The sequence below is a fragment of the Streptomyces sp. TLI_185 genome, from assembly GCF_003814765.1.
Lineage (GTDB): Bacteria > Actinomycetota > Actinomycetes > Streptomycetales > Streptomycetaceae > Streptomyces.
Genome location: NZ_RKRB01000001.1, coordinates 162,847 through 182,229 on the forward strand (window position 1 = coordinate 162,847; position 19,383 = coordinate 182,229).

At 66.7% G+C, this 19,383-nt stretch carries 16 protein-coding genes and 3 pseudogenes; 9 read left to right on the plus strand and 10 right to left on the minus strand.

Annotated features, from left to right (window positions below; translation table 11 throughout):
• Positions 1-27: 27 nt before the first annotated feature.
• Positions 28-882, minus strand: coding sequence for an IS5 family transposase (locus EDD92_RS00680; RefSeq protein WP_123962372.1), 855 nt, complete (start codon positions 880-882; stop codon positions 28-30).
• A gap of 68 nt (positions 883-950) precedes the next feature.
• Between EDD92_RS00680 and EDD92_RS00685 the strand changes: the two genes are divergently transcribed.
• On the plus strand, positions 951-1,121 hold the full coding sequence (locus EDD92_RS00685) for a helix-turn-helix domain-containing protein (RefSeq protein WP_123962373.1): 171 nt from the start codon (positions 951-953) through the stop codon (positions 1,119-1,121).
• 341 nt (positions 1,122-1,462) lie between these two features.
• Here the strand turns inward: EDD92_RS00685 and EDD92_RS00695 are convergent, their stop codons facing one another.
• A complete protein-coding gene (locus tag EDD92_RS00695) occupies positions 1,463-3,976 on the minus strand; it encodes a DUF6185 family protein (protein ID WP_123962374.1) in 2,514 nt (837 codons plus the stop codon).
• A 164-nt stretch (positions 3,977-4,140) separates the two neighbouring features.
• On the opposite strand from EDD92_RS00695, the gene EDD92_RS00700 reads away from it, so the two are divergent.
• Entirely contained in the window at positions 4,141-4,305 is a 165-nt protein-coding gene (locus EDD92_RS00700) for a hypothetical protein (protein WP_123962375.1), read from the plus strand.
• Between the two features lie 188 nt (positions 4,306-4,493).
• Positions 4,494-4,907, plus strand: a pseudogene (locus EDD92_RS00705) (transposase); the annotation flags it as partial.
• 162 nt (positions 4,908-5,069) lie between these two features.
• Here the strand turns inward: EDD92_RS00705 and EDD92_RS00710 are convergent.
• The 4 genes from EDD92_RS00710 to EDD92_RS00725 form a co-directional block, all read right to left on the minus strand.
• Positions 5,070-5,561 carry an AbfB domain-containing protein gene (locus tag EDD92_RS00710; protein WP_123962376.1) on the minus strand — a complete coding sequence of 164 codons (492 nt, stop codon included), beginning with the start codon at positions 5,559-5,561 and terminating at the stop codon, positions 5,070-5,072.
• Between the two features lie 307 nt (positions 5,562-5,868).
• Complete coding sequence (locus tag EDD92_RS00715; protein ID WP_123962377.1) at positions 5,869-6,738, minus strand: hypothetical protein; 870 nt, start codon at positions 6,736-6,738, stop codon at positions 5,869-5,871.
• A 24-nt stretch (positions 6,739-6,762) separates the two neighbouring features.
• Entirely contained in the window at positions 6,763-7,392 is a 630-nt protein-coding gene (locus EDD92_RS00720) for a hypothetical protein (protein WP_123962378.1), read from the minus strand.
• Between the two features lie 235 nt (positions 7,393-7,627).
• On the minus strand, positions 7,628-9,502 hold the full coding sequence (locus EDD92_RS00725; protein WP_123962379.1) for a DNA/RNA non-specific endonuclease: 1,875 nt from the start codon (positions 9,500-9,502) through the stop codon (positions 7,628-7,630).
• Between the two features lie 627 nt (positions 9,503-10,129).
• Between EDD92_RS00725 and EDD92_RS00730 the strand changes: the two genes are divergently transcribed.
• The 5 genes and pseudogenes from EDD92_RS00730 (at position 10,130) to EDD92_RS00745 (ending at position 13,914) form a co-directional block, all read left to right on the plus strand.
• On the plus strand, positions 10,130-12,136 hold the full coding sequence (locus tag EDD92_RS00730; protein WP_185123883.1) for an NACHT domain-containing NTPase: 2,007 nt from the start codon (positions 10,130-10,132) through the stop codon (positions 12,134-12,136).
• A gap of 276 nt (positions 12,137-12,412) precedes the next feature.
• A pseudogene (locus EDD92_RS50700) lies at positions 12,413-12,523 on the plus strand (short-chain dehydrogenase/reductase); the annotation flags it as partial.
• A 200-nt stretch (positions 12,524-12,723) separates the two neighbouring features.
• On the plus strand, positions 12,724-12,912 hold the full coding sequence (locus EDD92_RS50705) for a hypothetical protein (RefSeq protein WP_260326256.1): 189 nt from the start codon (positions 12,724-12,726) through the stop codon (positions 12,910-12,912).
• A 226-nt stretch (positions 12,913-13,138) separates the two neighbouring features.
• Positions 13,139-13,390, plus strand: coding sequence for a hypothetical protein (locus EDD92_RS00740; protein ID WP_123962381.1), 252 nt, complete (start codon positions 13,139-13,141; stop codon positions 13,388-13,390).
• A 110-nt stretch (positions 13,391-13,500) separates the two neighbouring features.
• Positions 13,501-13,914 carry a hypothetical protein gene (locus EDD92_RS00745; protein ID WP_123962382.1) on the plus strand — a complete coding sequence of 138 codons (414 nt, stop codon included), beginning with the start codon at positions 13,501-13,503 and terminating at the stop codon, positions 13,912-13,914.
• Positions 13,915-14,148: 234 nt separating this feature from the next.
• Here EDD92_RS00745 and EDD92_RS52030 read toward each other — a convergent pair.
• Together EDD92_RS52030 and EDD92_RS00755 are read right to left on the minus strand one after the other, a co-directional pair.
• Positions 14,149-14,361 (minus strand): annotated as a pseudogene (locus EDD92_RS52030) (IS982 family transposase); the annotation flags it as partial.
• 102 nt (positions 14,362-14,463) lie between these two features.
• Positions 14,464-14,886: a MerR family transcriptional regulator gene (locus EDD92_RS00755; protein WP_123962383.1), complete on the minus strand. Its 423-nt coding sequence runs from the start codon at positions 14,884-14,886 to the stop codon at positions 14,464-14,466.
• Positions 14,887-14,941: 55 nt separating this feature from the next.
• Here EDD92_RS00755 and EDD92_RS00760 point away from each other — a divergent pair, with 55 nt between their 5' ends.
• On the plus strand, positions 14,942-15,913 hold the full coding sequence (locus EDD92_RS00760; protein ID WP_123962384.1) for an SDR family NAD(P)-dependent oxidoreductase: 972 nt from the start codon (positions 14,942-14,944) through the stop codon (positions 15,911-15,913).
• 157 nt (positions 15,914-16,070) lie between these two features.
• Here EDD92_RS00760 and EDD92_RS00765 read toward each other — a convergent pair whose 3' ends face one another.
• Complete coding sequence (locus tag EDD92_RS00765; RefSeq protein WP_123962385.1) at positions 16,071-17,732, minus strand: MDR family MFS transporter; 1,662 nt, start codon at positions 17,730-17,732, stop codon at positions 16,071-16,073.
• A gap of 141 nt (positions 17,733-17,873) precedes the next feature.
• Entirely contained in the window at positions 17,874-19,322 is a 1,449-nt protein-coding gene (locus EDD92_RS00770; protein ID WP_123962386.1) for an aldehyde dehydrogenase, read from the minus strand.
• Positions 19,323-19,383 lie beyond the last annotated feature (61 nt).

Genomic DNA, 19,383 nt, shown 5'->3' on the forward strand with positions numbered 1-19,383 from the left:
GAGCCTAAGAGGGCATCTGATCAGTGTTCAGGATGTTATGGGTGGGTTGCCCGTTTCAATTCGCCAGGTTGGCGTGGATTCTCCGGTGAGTTCGCGGCTCATTTTGTTAGCCATCGCCCAGTGGATCATTGCCCGTGATCGTTGAGGCAGTGCTTCGTAGTCCCGCACCAGGCGCCGGTGCTGCATCAGCCAGCCGAAAGTCCTCTCGATCACCCACCGCTTGGGCAGAGGGTGGAAGCCGTTGGGCGAGGGCCGCTTGACGACCTCCAGCCAGATCCCCAACGCGGCACCGTGGTTGAACACTCGACCCTGGTAACCGCCGTCGGCCCAGACTTTCGTGACGCTCGGATGGGCCGTTGCCAGCTCGGTCAGCAACTGCTTGCCGCCGGCGGAGTCGTGGACCGAGGCGGCCGTGACAATGACGGCGAGGACCAGCCCGAGGGTGTCCGTGATCAGGTGCCGCTTGCGTCCTTTGATCTTCTTGCCGGCGTCGATGCCCTGGGTGGACTCGGCAGCGTTTGCCGAGGTCTTCACGCTTTGCGCGTCCACTACGGCCGCGGTTGGCTCGATGCTGCGGCCGTGGGCGCGGCGGGTCTTGTCCCGTAACAGGTCATGGATCTGCTCGGTGGTGCCGTCCGCCTCCCACTTGGCGTAGTAGTCGTAGACGGTCTTGTACGGCGGGAAGTCGTGGGGCAGATACTCCCAGGGGATGCCGGTGCGGTTGACGTAGAGGATCGCGTTGACGATCTCTCTCAGATCGTGCACCCGAGCCGCCGTTCCGGGGCCGGTCCGCCTGGCCCGCCAGGCGGTGAAGACCGGCTCGATCAAGGCCCAGCGGGCATCAGAGACATCGCTGCGATACGGACGACGACGAGCACTCACTCACGGAGCAACGACCACCATCGTCAGTAGTCACAAAACCATCGCTAATCACCAACTACCTAGATCAGATGCCCTCTTACACGCTCGAGGCCGGTCCCGCCCGGTTCAACGACCTCAAGAAGCACCTTGGGGTGAGCGGCGAAATGCTCTCCCGTGTGCTGCGTGACCTTGAGCGCGACGGGCTGGTGGAGCGGCGGGTGTTCGCCGAAGTACCCGTACGCGTCGCAGGGCGGCGGTGACCGGCGAGCAGTCGAGTAACCGCCACAGCAAGGTCGAGGCCGTCGGCGGGTGCCTCGCGATGTGGCCCTGCCGGACGAAGTCCACGTCGTCGACGGCGAGGCCAAGCACTTCGCCCTGCCGCAGACCGCATCCCCCTGCCATGTGTTCTTGCGGCTGGTGACATAGGCTCATACGTCGGCCAGGTCGTAGCGGACGTAATTGCCGATGCGGAAGCCGGCTGGGCCGCGCCGTAGCCGGTGTCCTGGACTAGCCCACCGCGCATCGTCCGGAACAGTCGACCGTCAAGTGCGCCGTACCACAGATGCATTCCGCGACCACCAAGAGTTGGGGCTAGGGCCACCTACTTACCCTCGGAGGAAGGCCCTCCCTGCCCGCCGCTGGCATCCATGCCGCTGCGCAGTTGCAGCCAGAGGCTGACTATGGCTGCCGCTTGGGCGACGATGAGCGCCAGGCCGGTGTGGGCCGCACCAAGACGGTACACGGAGGCGAGCGGGCTCCAAGACGTTGCCCAGGAAGCACGTTGTGCCCGGAGGGTGCTGGCGTCCATGGCGATGCTGGTCAGGGTCAGGGCGATCGTCAGCAGTCCGGTGATCCCCCATTGGTAATTCGCCGCGCTCTGGTCCAGCGCGTAGCGGACGAAGCTGTCTAGCAGCATCGCTGACACGTACGCGAGCACGATCGGCAGTATTTTCACAGGGCCCCGTCTGCCAGGCAGTTCCTGCCAGAAGAACCCCAGCAGGAAGCCACAAGCGGCCCAGCCAAGCAGCGGCATCAACACCCAGTACACCAACCACAGCGGTCCGAACCACTCGCTGAACTGGTCGGTCCACCAGGAGGGCGCGTAGTCCGCCGTGTACAGGTAGCACATCACTGGCAGGCTCATAACGGTCATGTACAGGGACGCACGCAGTCCGTTCTGCCACGGTGATGCAGACGGACCGAGGCTCATAGCGACATCGACCGGTGTGACGCCGTCCGGCAGACGGCCCACGACAGTGGCTTCACGGCGTCGTCGACGCCGACCACGCGGTCCGGCGACGGCCGGGGCATCACTCGGCGGGGGCCAGTCGGAAAGCCGGTCCAGGTTTCCTTCGATGCGCTCGCCCTTCTGCCGATAACTCTCCGCGTCCATATCACTGGTGCTCTTCCAGGCGGCGTCGAGTTTTCGGCCTTCCTGCTCAAGTGAGTGGTAGGCGTGCGCTGTGGCCCGCAGGCGGTTCAGCGTCATCTGTGAGCTTTGCGACAGCAGTTCGCCGATCGTGTCGCCAGGCGATGTGGCGCCTGGAGGCACGGGATCCAGATGTTTGTTGAGCAGCGCATGCGACTTGTTGATCCTGATGCCGGTCAGCAGGACTACCGTGGTGGTGGCCGGGACGAGAGACACCGGTATTCCCGCGTACCAGTCGGGCCAGTCCTCGAGCGCTATCCCGCCCAGTATGACGACGAGCAGACGGACGGAGGAGCGCATGTGTCCCCGCGGCAGGTTCGTCAGGACGGGCACAGAGGCCGCCAGCACGGCGATCCACCAGGTGAACACCAGCGCCCCGCCTAGATATGAGGGGTAGTTGAGCAGATCGACGCTCAGGTCGATGGACCGGTCCTCCAGCAGCCATCGCTGACTGTGCTGGGTGTCGATGATGTTCTTCAGGAAGCTGCCCAGGGTCATGGCTGTAATGACGGCGCCGACCCCCAGCGCCACCGCCAGGTGCCGCCATCGGGTGGCCTGGCCCCGGGCGGCCCGCCACCCGTCCAGGCAGATCCCCGCGGTCCCGGCGTACAGCATCAGCGTCAATACGCCATTGAGGCACAGAAGGACCTCGTGCCGCGGGTCGCTGTGGTAGAACATCCAACCGGCAGCACCCGCCACAAGTGCGCCTGGCACCAGAGTGAATCGGGCACGCGCCAGGTGGCGTGTGACGCCCAGATGGAAGATCATCGCGGCAACAAGCATCCACGCCGCAGCGATCACCTGCTGATAGGCCGACGATATGGCCGTGTCCGCGTAAAGCAGCTGATCCATGTACGTCTTCGCAGTCAAGTAGTTGTACAGGCCGAAGTCCGCCGCGTTGAGCAGCGCGATGGAAAGCTGGATCCCGACGACTACGGTGAGGACGCGCAGGCGCGGATCGGCAGGATGCCGCCCTCGCTCACGGACCCGCGAGATCAAGAAGGGCACGAACACGGCCAGAACGGCGAACGCCTGCGCCGCGCAAATGAGGACATTCGTCGGGTACTGCCCTGTCCTCGCGACTGTCCTAATGCGCCAGGGTGCGTCGATGGTGATGTTCAGCTCCGGCCCCTCTGCGCCGTGCAGGTCCTCCCACTTGTACACAGCGTCGTCCGTCAGCTGGGTCGGTTTGGGGACGGGGTCGAGGAGGTTGTTGCCGTCCCGTTCCAGGGACACGTCCCAGGAGGCGCGGCGCAGGGCGGGCGGAGCGTTGAGGGTCAAGCGGTAACCCTCAGTGTCCAATTGTTGACGCCACGGCCCGACGTCGTGGCTACTGCGGTCGCTCAGAGCGACCCACACGGTGTCCGTGACGGTCGTCTCCTTGCGCGCTGTCACCACGACGGGCAAGTTGTCGCGTTCCTCCTTGTCCCGGACTTCCGTTGAGGCGCCGTCCGCAAGGAGACAGCGCATCGCCCTGCGGTACAAGGCCGACTTCGGTGACAGCAGCAGGCCTTCGCGCAGGGGCCAGTCCGCAGGTACCTCGATCACGGTGGTGACAGTGACGGTTCCATCGTCATAACGATGCTCGTTGAGCCGGAGGCTCGTGGACACCGCGGACTTGGCGAACATGGATTCCTGGCATTCGGTGGCGTCGTCGACCGCATGGGCCGCGTCGGCTCGGGCCACGAGGACGGCCAGCAGTGCTACGACGATCGCACAACATCTCAGCCAACGCAGATGTAAGCCCACCACACCCCCCGATCACGCTGCCGGAGTGAGTTCTTGCCCCTCCCGCGAGATCGTTAAGGCCTGCCGTGTCGGCTGTAGGGGCTTCGGCTGGCGATGCGTCGATGCGTGCGGCCGATACCACTCATACACCCGAGCAAGGAGAAGCGCCGACGGTCGCGGAGATCGGCGCGGCCCTCGGGATGCGCAGCCGGGCTTCCGTGCGCTACCAGCTGGGCGAACTCGAAGCGAAGACGGCGATCGTCCACGACACCGGCCAGCCGTGTTAAAGACGACTCGCCGCGAAAACTGTCAGAATCTCCAACTCCCCCCAGTGCTGGGCTGGTTGGTGAAGATCAAGCGTCTTGTTCTTGGCCCCGTGGGCCGTCCCGATTTGGGACCTTCGCGATGGCGGAGGGGCGCAATGTGGCGGTGGTTGGGGCCCGGCGGCAGCATGACGGCTCTGGTGGCGATGGTCATCACGGACGCCGACGGCATGCGGATCACCTGCTTCGCCACCAACACCCCCGACCGGCCGATCGCCGAGCTCGAGCTCCGCCACCGGCTGCGGGCCCGCGCAGAAGACCGCATCCGGGCCGCACGTTCGACCGGCCTGCGCAACCTTCCCTTGCACGGCACCGCACAGAACAGCATCTGGCTGGAGATCGTCCAGATCGCTCTCGACCTGCTGGCCTGGATGCCCATGCTCGCCCTGACCGGCAAGGCACGGCTCTGGGAACCCCGCCGCCTGCGCTTCCGACTGCTCTCCGCGGCCGCCCAACTCGTCACCATCGGCCGCCGCAGGATTCTCCGGCTCGCCCAACATTGGCCCTGGACCGGCGAGATCACCGCCGCACTCGAACGGCTCGCGCACCTGCCAAACCCCGGCTGACTAGCGACGTCCACCGTCCTCACGACAACATCACCCACCCCGGGCAGAGGAACCCGGCGCCCACCCGACGCGACAACCGGGCCGCCGGCCTGCCCGCCATCAACTCCGGAAAGCGACAAGGGCCCACCGACTCCGTCGGCGGACCCTCATGAAAGATCGAGGCTAGTGCGGTCCCGGCGGCTCCGGAGACAGGCCGGGGACCACCGTGAACGTCGCGTCCTTCCGGGCTAGGTCGCTGTCCACCTCTTCGACGAAGAGGTGGAAGTCCCTGTGCCGCAGGAACCGGTTGGGGAAGTTGAAGGACCGGAACGACACCGCGTTCGGGTTCGCGAGTCCGGGGACCATGGCGAACGTGGCGTCCTTCCGCATCAGCTGCATGTCCGGGGACTCGGGCGGGGGTGTCGACCCGGGGGGAACGAGCGGGGGGTTCGGGCCTTCGTGGAGTTTGACGCGGAAGTCCTGGTGCCGCAGGAAGTGGAGTGGGAAGTTGACGGACCGGAGGGACACGAGGTTGTGGTCCGCCAGGCCGTTCACCATGTCGAAGGTGGCGTCGGCGCGGTCCAGGTCGCTCGCGACGGCCGACAGCTCGCCCAGGAAGTTCGCGTGCCGGACGAAGTGATTGTCGATGTTGAAGGACTTGAGCGAGGAACCCATCGTGTGCACTCCCTTGCGGCCGTCGGAAGGAATCGCCTATCAGGGCAACGTCCTGAGGAAAGCGTCTCTCCGTCCGGTCGGTCCCACCAACCCGGATCGTCCTTTTCCTGCGGATGGTGGCGGTGAGAGTGCCTCTCTGCGGGTGCGGGCGTAGTATGCGGTCGCCCTGGGCCCTCAGAAGCACTACACGGTGCGCAAGCAGCCAGCCGCGGGCTCCTGCCACTATCGCTACGAGAAGGGGGAGCCACTGGAGTTCGAATATTGGCCCAAAATTCCGGACGGCCATCTAACCGATGGGGTGCCGATATTAACCTGGGCTGAAGGTGACCCGCACGGTCGAATTGGTCGGGAGGACGAGGACGCTTCCGGTGATCGGCTCCCAGTTCTCCGGGATGATGAACATCCGACCGTTGGATTCTGCAAGAAGGCGTAGGCCCTTGTAGCGGAACCGAAATCGCTGGTGCGTGTCTGCGGGAAAAACTGTTTCGTGGACTTGTTGGTCGGGAAAGTGGAGGCGGTCGGGGGTGTCGATCGTCATGCCCGGGCGTAGCCACAGGTGGTGCGCCAGGTCTCTGGCATCGTCGTAACCGTGTTGTTTGGCATACGCATGGGTTGCCCAGAAGGACGATAGTGCAACCAATGCCGCGACAAGGGTGAGCGCCAATCGCTCACGTGCCGCTGGGTAGTTAGCGCCTTCAAGCTTGAAGAACAGCGCTCTCCCGTACACCACCAGGACAAGGCCTCCGCCCAGCAGAAGCGGTGTGCCCATCGCTCCTGCCGGCCATACGGCGAAGCCGCCCAGCGCACCGAGGAGGAAGAGGCATCCCCCGCACGCTGACAATCCGTAGGCAAACCACCGAAGTCCGCGGAGAGGTGGCACAGGTTGGCTCCCAGCAGATCGAGCTACGTAGTACACCACGACACCTGCCAACGCGACGGTGAGCGCGGCCCCAGCTGGCACATACAGCGCCCCCGCGCTGCGGAGCGCGTAGTCCTGGGTCGAGAAGCCGAGGGTCGCGGCATCGACCCCGAAGTACTCATAAAATGCGTCGGTGTAGGCGAAGCCGAAGTACAGCAGTAGGGCCCCGATGAACGTGGTTGGCGCAACAAATGTGGCCAGAGTGCTGACCCAGTTGCCCCAAACGGGTGTCCGTGGTTCCGGGTCGCCGTCTGCCATGCTCACCTCTTCCTGAAGAGGGACTCAGCTACCGTCGTCGGACGGGTCGGGCTCAGGCTCTGGCGGGGGTGTCGAGTCCTCCGTAGGTGATGGCGTCACCGGCTCTGTCGTGGGAGTCGGGTTCGGTTCGGTCGTATCTGGCTCGGGCTGCGGTGCGACCTGGGCATCGATCGTCTCGGTGATCTTGTCTCTGATGCCACCGTCGTCACTCAAGGTCACGCAGAGTAGGCGCGTCGGTCTCGTCGAGTTCACACCTTCGTCCGAGAAACTGAACTCCGCTTTGACGGTCTGCTGAGGCGGAACGTAGACGGTCTGGCTCGGTGGGATGGCAGCCCTGCTTGCCTCTCCAGGAGTGCAGTCCACCACGCTGATCGTCCCCACGTACTGCTTCGTCGATGGGTTGGTCACGCCCTTGGTGTAGTTGAACGGCCATACCCCGCTGAAACCGTCTGATAGGCGTCCCGCGTGGCTGAAGTCCCCTGAGTGCTTCTCGCGTTCCTTCTCCTCTTGCTTTCGTTTCTCTTGCTCTTGCCTCTGCTCATCGCTCGTAGGGGTCCATGTACCGTTCGACGAAAAGCGCGGCTCAGGTGATTGGTCGTCAACTGAAGAGCAACCGACGAGAACTGTGGCGCCGGCACAGAGCAGAGCTAGCACGAAGGGCACTCTGCCCGGCCCCCGGTGGCGGTACGTCCTGCTGGGCACTGGGGTCTCCTGATCCAGTGGCTGAGACCTGGCGCCACGAGGAGCAGCAAGAACGTCATCAGTTCCAACCCGCTGCTCAAGGTGCGACGCAGGCCCGACCGCTTGATGGTTGGTCCGAATCAAACCGTGAGGGGCTGGTGTGCCCCGCCCCCTGAAGCTGGATGGGGCACACCAGCGGGCCTTCCGGTCAGTCCCAGTGGATGTCGGCCAGGTCTTGCAACGGCTTTCTGTCAGCCACCGCCTCAGGGACGAGCAGGTGGTCGCCCTTGTGAAGGGCGGTGGGGAAGCGGATGTGTGCTCGCTCCTCGATCTCGTCGAGGGTGACCTGGAAAACCCGGAACTCGTCGAGTTCGAGGGCTTCGAGTTGGTTCAGGTTCTGCGTCAGTAGGAACGCCTTGGCCTTGAGCTCACCCCGCTCGACGAAGGCGATGACCTTAAAGAACTCTCGGGCAATTTTCTCGTCCCGGTAGACGCGGTCGTCGTCCTGGAAGATCGGCCCGCCGAAGACGCTGATTTTGAGGTGGTCCACGTCGACATCGGCGTAGACGGCGTCCTCCAACTCGCCCCATAGGCCGTTCTTGGTGCTCTGGTTGAAGTCGTCCATCTGCGGGGTGATGTTGGTGTAGAAGAACGAGTCGGTGTTTGCCTTCTGTGCCTCGGGCATGCTGCCCCACGTCAGGTCAGCGCGGCGCGCGATGTGGCCGCGGTCGAGCCGATTGGCCTCATACAGCTCGTTGCCGACCTGGGTGTTCGCAGGCAGCCGCGGGTCCTTGATGAAGGGGATACCGGACCGGCTGAGCTTCTTGAGGCTCCCGCCGTCGACGTTCCAGCCCACCCAGAAGGGGAAGTGGCGCTTCTTGCTGAGCGTCAGCGAGAAGTGCGTGTATGGGATGACCTCGGAGCCATCGAGCTTCACAGCGTCGCCGCTGACCCCCGCGGTGAGCTGTGGAACGTCGATCTGCACGCCCAGGAAGTCCGGGTTGTAACCCTGGAGGGGCTGTACGTCTTCGGAAGACGGCTGCTGCAAGGTGATGTCGAGCTTCTCGAAGACGGAGCTCGACAGGCAGGCCAACGCATGGTCGTCGGGGTCGCCCTCGCTTTCACCGCCGAAGTGGAGTCCGGCGATGACCTTGCTCGGCCGACCGTTCTGCTTGAACAGCCAGACTGCGCCCGAGTCGCCGCCGCTGCTGATCTGCTTGTCGGCCGCCGGGTGCTCGTCATCGGGCCCGATCTCGAAGCAGCCGATCGTCTTCTCGCCGACGTCTCCCTCGTAGTCGATCTTGGCCATGGTGTGGATGCGGCGAACGATCCCGTGGGTGACACCCGTCGTGCGTCCGCTCTTAATGACCTTGTCGCTCAGGTCTGGCTCGCCCAACTCCTGGGGCGCGACCGCGAGTTCCATGATCTTTGCGTCGAAGGAGCGGCCTTCTTCGATGGTGGACACGGCACAGTCGCCAGCTGGGCCGAGGTGGGATCTCCTCAGGACGCCCAGGCGGTTGCGGGAGATGCGGTTGTCGTCAAACCTACCGGGCTGCACGACTTCCTCACCCAGCTGACCTTCCGGGCCCTGTAGTACGTGCCAGTTGCTGAGCACATACGGCGTGCCGTCGGTCTTGTCGAACACGATACAGCCGATGGTGCCGGCTGAGACGGTCACGCCGCCGACGCTGGCTCCGGGGGTGATGGGGTTGAGGCGGGTCTTTCGCTCCGGCTTCTCGACCTCGGCGACCATGCGGAAATGGGGCTGGTAGCTGCGTTCGATGACGTCGGTCGGCACCTCCACTCCGTCGACCGTGATGGTGTCCGGGATCCTCGTCGTGCCAAGCGCCTCGAGTGCTTCCGGCTCTGCCTTGCTCTTGACCGTGAACTGCAGCACGACCTGCTTTCCGCGCGTGCCGTTCTTGATCTTGTGACCGATCCCGACAGACGAAACGTTGGGATCTGCGAGCAGGTCCGGACCTCGCGTGCGGATGTACTGCTTGAGAGAGCCGATCAGCTTGTCCTGGGAGGATGCCGACTTCCTGGGCGCCGACGCAGCTCGGCTCTTGTTGTTGGTGGGCATGAAAGGGAGACGTCCCTTCGCGGAAGAGGGAGAACGGCTCGCGCACTGCACCGCAGACCAAGTCAGAGCGGTGTGCGGTATCCCTGCGAGCGTCCGCTGGCCACCACTCATCGAAGCAGAGATATGCGGCATATGCCCCGTAATGATGACCCGACAGGGGCACGGAGCATCGTCGGACAGTGGTGATCGGCTCGCTCCATACAGGGCGGGTGAAACCGCTGCCGTCACGGCAACCAATGCAGGCCTGCCGTCACGAGGATCCAGACCGGCGAACGCCTCAACCTGCTCGTCATCACCGACCGCACGAATGGCCCCAGGCAGTCGGGGCGCGCGATGAGCCGGTTCGCAACCAGACGTTGATTCCGCCGGTCGCTTTCTCGACGCCCACCGTGTGCTGTCCACCATGCTGTAGCCATGCACAGGAGTGGAGGGCGCCGGACGGCATTCACGTGCGGGACGATCGGGGCGCTGACGGTTGTGCTGGCACTGTTTGCGGTCCCGCCGTTGCCCAGGGCGAAAGTGGGGGACGTCGACCCGCTTGGTGCAACCATCGGGATGGCGGCGTTAGTCGTCAGCGTCTGGGCGGGGTGGCTGTCGGTACGCGCACCGCGGTGGCAGGAGACCGACGTGACCACTGCTGCGGCACTGTTGGCCAGAGCAGTGCTGGTCGCGGAGAGGGACGCACGGAGCCAGCTGCTCGGCTCCCATGACAAGACTATCGACGTGGAGTTCGACTTCCGCCCTGCCGCGGCCCATGACGCCCTGGGCGCTGAGTCATTCGGGCGCCTTGCGGAAGTGGTGGCTTATTACCGGCAGTTGCGCCCGCGTCGAATGGTTATCACTGGAGCGCCAGGGGCGGGTAAGACGGTGCTTGCTGTGGAACTGATGCTGGGGCTGCTTGAAGACCGGGCGCCGGAAGATCCCGTGCCTGTACGGCTGTCGGCCGCCGCCTGGGACACCGATCAACCGGTGGAAGCGTGGCTGTCGACGCACTTGACCGAGGTATACCGAATGCCGCCCGCCACGGCCGCAGCATTGGTCGCCAATCGCCGGGTGTTGCCGGTGGTGGACGGTCTGGACGAGATGGACGACGATCCCGCTCTGGTCTACGCCTCCCGTGCCGGTCGGGCTCTGCGCGCATTGAACGCCTATCAGCACGGACGAGGCAAGGCAGAACTGGTGCTGACTTGCCGCAGCGATCAGTATCAAGCGCTGGAGACAATGCGTGTGTGGGTGCAGGATGCCGCGCGCGTGGAGATCCGCCCGGTCAGCGCCGTTAAGGCACGCGATTTCCTCAACCGCAGGGTCAGCGACCTCACTCGGTGGCGGCAGGTACTCCATGAATTCGATCACCATGCGTCGGGACTGCTGGCCGAAGGCCTGTCCACACCCTGGCGGCTCACGCTGGCGGTGACCGTCTACGAACAGCGCGACCCACGCACTGGCACCTACGTGCACGACCTCGACGATCTGCTCGCCCCAGAGCTGAACGCCTCTGAGGCGATCCGAGACCACCTGCTGCGCCTCTTCATCCCGGCTGCCACCGCCCTACATCCTCGTCCCAAGGGGGCCTCCTACACTCCGGACCGGGTCCATACCTGGCTAGCTGTCCTCGCCGGCTACCTGGATAACAACGTCGCGAGTGGACGAAGTGCGGCGGGGCGACCGCTGCCGAGCATCGATGTGGTCCTGCACGAACTGTGGCCCCTGGCAGGATTACGCCGCCCCCGCCTGGTCCACGCGGCAATGATTGTCGGGGCGTGGAGCGTGGGTGCCGCAGCCATGGCAGCTCATGCGCCTACGTCTTTCACCTCCGTATATCTCGTCACCGTGTCCATCTGGGCTCTGGCGGCCTTCTGGCCGGCGTTCGTGGCGTGGCAGGACATGTGGCCCGAGCCGACCCGAGCCGACCTGTACCGATTACGGACGCGCTCCGGAGCGCGCCACCTGTCGTCAGGGCTTCCCGTCGGACTCGCCGGAGGGGGCGTCGCGGGGATCGGCGTCGGGTTGGTGACCGGTGTCTCCTCCGGAGTCGCAGTCGGGGTCGTGACCGCGCTCGCCGCCGGGCTGGCGGCCGGGCTCGCGGCCCCGGGGAGGATCGAAGCGGGGGATCCGAGGGACATGGTGCGCGACGACCTCGCTTTCGGCCTTGGCTTCGGCTGTGCTGCCGCGCTTGCTGCCGGGCTCACGGCCGGGCTTGCTGGGCTTACCGGCGGAATCGTGATGGCTCTTGCCGGCGGGTTCCTGGGCGGGGTGGCGGGCAGACGGTTGGGCAAGGCCTTTTCTGGGGTCATGTTCGGCCTGACAGGAGGTAGCGCGGTCACTTTCCTGGGAGTGCTCACGACCGAGCATGCTGGCCTGCTCACAGGTGTGCTCACAGCTTGGTTGATGGGCGGACTTGCGATCGGGATCGGGGGCGGTCCCGTACTAGGCATCACGGGCGGGCTGGCCGGAACACGGTATGTCGCCCTGTTGCTGTGCACCCGGCGGTGGAATGACCAGTGGTTGCCCTGGCGGCTAGGGCGGTTCTTGAACTGGTGCTACGGGGCGGCCCTGATCAGAGTGGCTGGCGGAGGCTACCAATTCCGACATCGAGGACTGCAGGACTACTTGGCGCGGAACCCGATCCCGTAGGACACTGAGCACCTTCCAACCTCACGCTGATGCGTGGTGAAGGACGAGGACGGCCTTCACCACATCGGGTGATTCGGTTGGTGCTTGCAGCGGAGCTTCTTGCAGGAGGCACCAGCCCTTCCGATTCCCTCAAGGATCTGCTCGCTGCCCACGGCGAGGCGATCCTTCCGCTGACCCTGGACGTGACGGACAAGGTCGCCGCAACCGCGGCCGTCCAGCGGGCACGCGCACTTCGACCGCCTGGAGGTCGTCGTCAACAACGCCGCCGGCTACGGCCTGTTCGGCACCGTCGAGGAACTGACCGAACAGCACGTCCGCGACCAGATGGAGACCAACTTCTTCGGCGCCCTGTGGGTGACCCAGGCCGCGCTGCCCCTGCTGCGCGAACAGGGCAGCGGCTACATCGTGCAGATCTCCACCATCGGCGGCGTGACCACCTTCCCCAACCTCCGGCGGCTACCACGCCTCCAAGTGGGCCCTGGAAGGACTGACCGAGTCCCTCGCCCAGGAAGTCGCCGCATCCGGGATCAAGGTCACCCTGATCAAGCCCGGCGGCTTCGCCGCCGACTGGTCAGGGCTGGCGCGACGTGAAGCTCGACGACCCCACCGCGGCCGGACCGACACTTCTGAAGATCGTCGACGCCGGCACCCCGCCCCTGCGCGTCTTCTTCGGCACCACTGGACTGGACCTGATCCCCCACGTCTACGCCGAGCGCCTCAAGACCTGGCAGGACTGGGCCGACGTCTCCACCCTGTCCCAGGGCAACCCGGCGTGAACCGGACCTGGTAAGACGATTGGGGTGGGCCGTGGCGCCAGCCCAGACGTGCGCCGCGAGTTGATCATTGACGCGAACGTGTGCCCATGTGCGCTCTTCTGTCAGTGCCCTTTCCTGAAGGGGACATGGCGACCCCTCGGGTGATCTGGTGTAAAGGGGTATGGGACACCGTCGCCGAGGCCGTGGCGAGCTGTGCAAGGTAGGTGCCTCGGATAGATCTTGAGGAATGAGCGGGCACGATTCACCGGGGGACTTCGCCGAGCGGGACTGGTTCGTGCGGACCCGGGCCCGCATCCGCGCCGAGCATCACGCGCACTCTCTGGAGCGGACGCTGAGGATCTTCCGGACCGAGGAGGAGGTGGAGATGGTGCAGTGGGGGCGAGCGGGCGAGGAAGTGGATACGGACGCCTGGTGGACCACGAGCCACTACATCCCCGCAGCTCACATCGTCCCCTCGGACAAGGTCGAGGGTCCTTGAGGTCTTGGAAGAGCGACCGTTGCCGGATGCCGACAGGTAGAGGCGCCCCCTTGGTCCGCACTCCGGGACACTTGCGACGAATCAGACTGATTCCTGTCATGATGCCCGTCATGCAGCAGCTGCCCATCCCCTGCCCTGGCCATCTGATCCCGGACGCCACCGACCGGTTCGATGCCGCCTACCGGGCCGCCAAGGCGCAGCATGCCGTGTACGTGGGCATCGAACGCGAGGGTGAGCGTTGGACGGTCAAGGCGGATGCGCTGACCGCCGGCCCGGGCCACGTCATCGACGACACCGTGAACCTCGCCCTGCGGGCCGCCATCGCCCGCCTGGTCCACGAGCGGCAGGCCGGCACGGACGCCTTCGCGGGCCCGGTCTACCTCATGCTGCACGGGGTGCCGAGCGAGGAACGCGCCCGCGAGCTCGCCGCGGCTTTCCACGCCGCCCTGTATGGGGATCTCGGCCCGCTGCGCCGTGCGGTGCCGGATGCTGGCGTTGGCCAAGACACTGGCGCCGCCGGTTGACGCCTCGGTGACCTGATCCGCCCCGAGAGCGTTGAGTCGGGCAGGACGCGCGCACCGTTGTCCGGAAGGTCCCCAGCCTGCTTCCCGATGTTGGGCCGGGGCGATGGCAGACGTCCCTTGGCCTCGCCTGGTCCGGTAACAGGCCAAGGGACGTCGCAGACCAGATCGCATGCACGGTGCCGCCCTTGCGTTGAAGGGACTACTCGACCAGGTCCCCGAGGTCATTGATTCGGCTGGCAGGTAGGGGAACAGGCTGTGCAGGTGGGCGTGGGCGAAGCGCAGCCAGCGGGCTTCGCAGTGGAACCCCAGCACGGCCTGGGCGACGGCCGGGGTAATCAGCTCGGCGTCGGTCAGCCGGGGCGGACGTCCACGCCACCGCGGGGTCTTCAAACGGTCATCGACATGCACGTACAGTGCCGTCAAGAGGGTGTCTAAATCGGTCGTCACAACCCGATGTTGGACACCCTCCCTACGTTCGTGAACCCCACAATCGGAACTACTCGTCTAGGTGTTGTGGGGCAGAAGGTTGCTGACGCTGCCGGTGAGGTTTCAGGTCGTGGGGTCCCAGAGCCCTTCGGCCTTGCCGCGGGCGAGGTGGTCGGCGTAGACGCCGACCTTCCAGGTGATGACGGACTGGCACTCCTCCAGTGCCTGGATCTGTGCGTCGACGCGCCGCCGGTGGGCTTCGAGAAGCTGCAGGCGTTCCGCCTCGTTTCCCGGACCGTGCCGCACCAGCTCGGCGAACTGCTTGAGGTCGGCCAGCGGCATCCCGGATTCCCGTAGCTTGACGCAGATCAGCAGCCAGTCGACGTCGAGCGCGCTGTACCGTCGCCGGCCTCCGGAGGTTCGCTGGACCGGTCCGACGAGCAGTCCCTCGCGCTCGTAGAAGCGCAGCGCGTGGACGCTGAGTCCGGTCTGCTCGGCCACGTCGCCGATGCTCAGTGGCGTTGCAGGAGTCTCGGTGCTGGCCATGCGTCGCAGTCTAGGACTTGATCTAGACCTCGCTCTAGATCGTAGCTTCGACGGCATGACCAGCATTGATCAACAGCCGCTCGGCTCGCCCTTCTCCCCCACCAGCACTGCCCAGGACGTCACCGCGGGCCTCGACCTGTCCGGCACGAACGCCGTGGTGACCGGGGGCTACTCCGGGCTCGGCCTGGAAACCACCTGTACCCTCGCGGCCGCCGGAGCCCGCGTCATCGTTCCGGCGCGCCGGCCTGACATCGCGCGGGCCGCACTCGCGAATGTGAAGGGCTGCGAGGTCATCCCCATGGACCTGACCGACCTCGCCAGCGTGCGGGCCGCCGCCGCACACATCCGCGACTCCCTGGCCAGGCTCGACCTGCTCATGGCCGTCGCCGGAGTCATGGCCACTCCCGAACGGCGCGTGGGACCCGGCTGGGAGGGCCAGCTCGCCGCCAACCACTTCGGGCACTTCGCCCTCGCCTGCGAGCTCTACCCGCTCCTGGCCGCCGCCGACGGTGCACGCGTCGTGGTCAACAGCTCCGCCGGCCACACCCTGACCGACATCCGCTGGCACGACCCGCACTTCCGCACCGGCTACGACAAGTGGCTGGCCTACGGCCAGGCCAAGACCGCCAACGCCCTCTTCGCCGTACACCTCGACACGCTCGGGCGCAGCGACGGCGTCCGGGCCTTCTCAGTTCATCCAGGCAAGATCATCACCGGGCTGCAGCGGGAGATGGCACTCCAAGAACAGATCGACCGCGGGTGGGTGGACGAGCACGGCAACGTGATCGCCACCGACTTCAAGACCCCCTCCCAGGGCGCCGCCACCGGCCTGTGGGCCGCCACCTCCCCTCTCCTCGCCGACTGCGGCGGCCTCTACCTGGAGGACTGCGACATCGCCGGCATCTCCGGCCCCAAAGCGTCCATGGACGACGGCGGCGTCCGCGCCTACGCCATCGACCCCGATGCGGCCGCACGGCTGTGGGACCTGTCCATCGCCGCGACCGGCACCGCCCCGATCACCCGATGACGTCACCGCACCGCAACGCACCACCGCTCGTACTGAGGACTTGTCGGCGGTCGCTAACAGTCGGCAGGTCCAACGGTCGTCCGGTCGCTGCGGATCATGGCACCCGGTGCGGTGCCGGTGCGGGCGCTGTCTTGCCGCGCGTCCCGTGCTCCGGCGCTCAGTAGGGTTTGGTCACGACCGTCCAGCCGTGGCCGGGTTGGCGGCAGGCGTGCGGGTGGCTCCGTTTGGGCGTATGACGCGCCGTGTGCCCGGACGTGGGGGTTCGGGCACACGGTGTGGGGTGGGGCCATGCGGGGGTGGTGCTGGTTTCGGGGGTGTGGTGGGCCTGTGCGCTCGGGGTGGGGGTGTTGTCGTGTCCGGGGCGGAGGAGGAGGGCGAGGAGGGCGCCGATGACCACGAGCGGGGTGATCCAGAGGAAGCCGCTGCCGGTGGCGTGGGCGAAGGCGTCGAGGACGGCCGGCCGCAGGGCGGCGGGCAGTGCCTGGACGGTTTCGGGCCGGTCGGGGGCGAAGGCGGCGGGCAGGGTGAGGTGGTGCAGGCGGCCCGTGAAGCCGGAGGTGAGGAGGGCGCCGTAGACGGCGACTCCGAAGGCGGCGCCGATGGAGCGGGCGAAGGTGACGACGGCGCTGGCGGCGCCGATGTCCTCGGCGGGCACGGTGTTCTGCACGGCGGTCAGGACGACCATCGGAATCATGCCCATGCCGACACCGGTGACGAAGAAGTAGCCGCTGAGGGCGAGGGTCTCGGTGGTGCCGCTGAGGGTGGCGAGCAGGAGCAGGCCGGCCGTGTTGAGCAGGAGTCCGGTGACGAGGATGGCGCGGAGCCGGTCGGCGTGTGCGGCCCAGCGTCCGGCGAGGGACTGGCTGGCGACGAGCCCGAGGACCAGGGGCAGCAGGTGCACGCCGGAGAGGGTGGCGGAGACGCCGTGGACGATCTGGAGGTAGGTGGGCAGGTAGACCAGGACGCTGAACATGGCGGCGTTGGCGACGAAGCCGATCAGGGAGCCGGTCACGACGGTGCGGGAGGCGAGCATCGTGACGGGCAGGACGGGAGCGGCGGCGCGGCGTTCGACGGCGGGCAGCAGCGCGGTGAGGGCGAGGGTGGCGACGGCCAGGCCGGTGATGCCGGGCGAGGTCCATCCCCAGCGTTCGCCGAAGGAGGTGATGAGGACGATGCCGGTGGCCATCGCGGCGAGCAGCAGGGCGCCCGCGTAGTCGATGCGGGCGGTGGCGCGGCGGGTGCCTGCGGGCAGCACGCGGGCGGCGATGGCGAGGGTGACGGCTCCGACGGGGAGGTTGACCAGGAAGGCCCAGCGCCAGGAGAGCTGGTCGGTGAAGATGCCGCCGAGCAGGGGTCCGACGATGCTGGCGACGCCGTAGACGGAGCCGAACATGCCCTGGTAGCGGCCGCGCTGGGCGGGCGGTACGACGTCGCCGACGAGGGCGAAGGTGAGTACGATCATGCCGCCTCCGCCGATGCCCTGGACCGCGCGGGCGGCGATGAGTTCGGACAGGTTCTGGGCGAGGCCGCAGCCGACGGAGGAGAGCAGGAAGAGGCTGGTGGAGGCGAGGTAGAGGCGCTTGCGCCCGAACATGTCGCCGAGCTTGCCCCACAGCGGGGTGGCGGCGGTGGAGGCCAGGAGGTAGGCGGCGCTGACCCAGGCGATGGAGTCGAAGCCGTTGAGGTCTTCGGCTATGCGGGGCAGCGCGGTGGAGACGATGGTCTGGTCGAGCGCGGCGAGCAGGACGGCCAGGACCAGGGCGCTCATGGCCGCCGCCGTCTTCGGGGCGGCGGGCACGGACGCGGGTGCGTGTGACATGAGGATGGTCCTTCGAGGACGGGCGCGCCGCGCACGGCCCGGGGCGGGCCGTCGGGGTCGCGGGCGACCGCTTTCCGGTCGTACGCGGCGCAGGGTTGGGGCAGGGGTCGGGTGGCCGGCGGTGTCGATGGGCGGGCCGGTTCAGACGGTGGTGATGGTCTTGTACTCGGTGTAGGTGCCGAGGCCGACGGCGCCGTACTCACGGCCGATGCCGCTGGTCTTGAAGCCGCCGAAGGGGCCGTCGAAGCCGATGGGGGCGCCGTTGACGGTGACCGTGCCGGTGCGCAGGCGCCGGGCGACGGCGAGGGCGTGCTCGGTGTCGGCGGACCAGACACCGCCGGAGAGGCCGTACTCGGAGTCGTTGGCGATGCGGACGGCGTCGTCCTCGTCGTCGTAGGCGATGACGACCAGGACCGGGCCGAAGATCTCCTCCTGGGCGATGCGCATGGAGTTGTCGACGTCGGCGAAGAGGGTCGGGGTGACGTAGTTGCCCGCTTCCAGACCCGCGGGGATCTGGGGGCCGCCGGTGACGAGGCGGGCGCCTTCCTCGATGCCGAGCCGGATGTAGTCGCGGACACGCTGCTGCTGGTCGCGGCGGATCATCGGGCCGATGAAGGTGTCCTGCGCCAGCGGGTCGCCGACCTTCAGCGACTCCACCAGTTCCTTGAGCGCGGTGACGACCTCCTCGTAGCGGGAGCGGGGCGCGAGGATGCGGACCTGGGCGACGCACGCCTCGCCGTTGTTGAGGAGCGAGCCGAACTTCAGCCCTTGGACGGCCTGCTGGATGTCGGCGTCGGGGAGGATCAGCGCGGCCGACTTGCCGCCGAGTTCGAGGCTGACCCGCTTGAGCTGCTGCCCGGCGATGGACGCGATGGTCCGTCCGGCGCGGGTGGAGCCGGTGAAGGCGATCTTGTCGACGCCGGGGTGCGAGATCAGGTACTCGCTGGTCGTCCGGTCGGCGGGCAGCACGCTGATGACGCCCTGCGGGAGCCCGGTCCGCTCCAGCAGCTCGGCGAGGAAGCCCATGCTGAGGGAGTTCTCCGGGGAGACCTTCAGCACCACGCTGTTGCCGGCGAGCAGCGCCGGGATGATCTTCGCGTTGGCGGCGGAGAACGGTGAGTTCCACGGGATGACGGCCGCGACGACGCCGATCGCTTCACGGCGCACGATGCTGCGGAAGGGGCTGGCCGGGTCGGACGGGGTGAGGACGGCCTCCCAGTCGAAGTCCTCGGCGGCCTTGAAGTAGGCGTTGGCCTGCCGGGTCAGGCCGCCCTGTCCGGCGAGGGTGAACCAGCCCGCCGAGCCGTTCTCGGCAGTGATCAGCGCGGCGATCTTCTCCGCGTTCTGCTCGCGCAGTTCGTTGTAGCGGCGCAGGACGGCGAGGCGTTCTTGCGGCGGGGTGCTGCTCCACACGCCGGCCTCGAACGAGGCACGGGCGGCGGCCACGGCGCGGTCGACATCGGCAGGCTGCGCCTGGGCGGCGCGGGCGACGACGGACTGGTCGTGGGGAGAGCGGATGTCGAGCAGCTCCGGATCGCTGGGCTCCACCCAGGAGCCGCCGATGAAGAGCCGGTCGTAGGTCGTCGTCATGACGTTCGATCCTTTCGATGCACTTCCTATCTGCCACATCAATGTAGCACTTGAGCTCTAA

Excerpts from the sequence above, each read along its gene's own strand:
- EDD92_RS00685 (WP_123962373.1), top strand. The coding sequence starts at position 951 with ATGCCCTCTTACACGCTCGAGGCCGGTCCCGCCCGGTTCAACGACCTC.
- EDD92_RS00700 (WP_123962375.1), top strand. The coding sequence starts at position 4,141 with ATGCGTGCGGCCGATACCACTCATACACCCGAGCAAGGAGAAGCGCCG.
- EDD92_RS00710 (WP_123962376.1), bottom strand. The coding sequence starts at position 5,561 with ATGGGTTCCTCGCTCAAGTCCTTCAACATCGACAATCACTTCGTCCGG.
- EDD92_RS00715 (WP_123962377.1), bottom strand. The coding sequence starts at position 6,738 with ATGGCAGACGGCGACCCGGAACCACGGACACCCGTTTGGGGCAACTGG.
- EDD92_RS00725 (WP_123962379.1), bottom strand. The coding sequence starts at position 9,502 with ATGCCCACCAACAACAAGAGCCGAGCTGCGTCGGCGCCCAGGAAGTCG.
- EDD92_RS00740 (WP_123962381.1), top strand. The coding sequence starts at position 13,139 with ATGAGCGGGCACGATTCACCGGGGGACTTCGCCGAGCGGGACTGGTTC.
- EDD92_RS00745 (WP_123962382.1), top strand. The coding sequence starts at position 13,501 with ATGCAGCAGCTGCCCATCCCCTGCCCTGGCCATCTGATCCCGGACGCC.
- EDD92_RS00755 (WP_123962383.1), bottom strand. The coding sequence starts at position 14,886 with ATGGCCAGCACCGAGACTCCTGCAACGCCACTGAGCATCGGCGACGTG.
- EDD92_RS00760 (WP_123962384.1), top strand. The coding sequence starts at position 14,942 with ATGACCAGCATTGATCAACAGCCGCTCGGCTCGCCCTTCTCCCCCACC.
- EDD92_RS00765 (WP_123962385.1), bottom strand. The coding sequence starts at position 17,732 with ATGTCACACGCACCCGCGTCCGTGCCCGCCGCCCCGAAGACGGCGGCG.
- EDD92_RS00770 (WP_123962386.1), bottom strand. The coding sequence starts at position 19,322 with ATGACGACGACCTACGACCGGCTCTTCATCGGCGGCTCCTGGGTGGAG.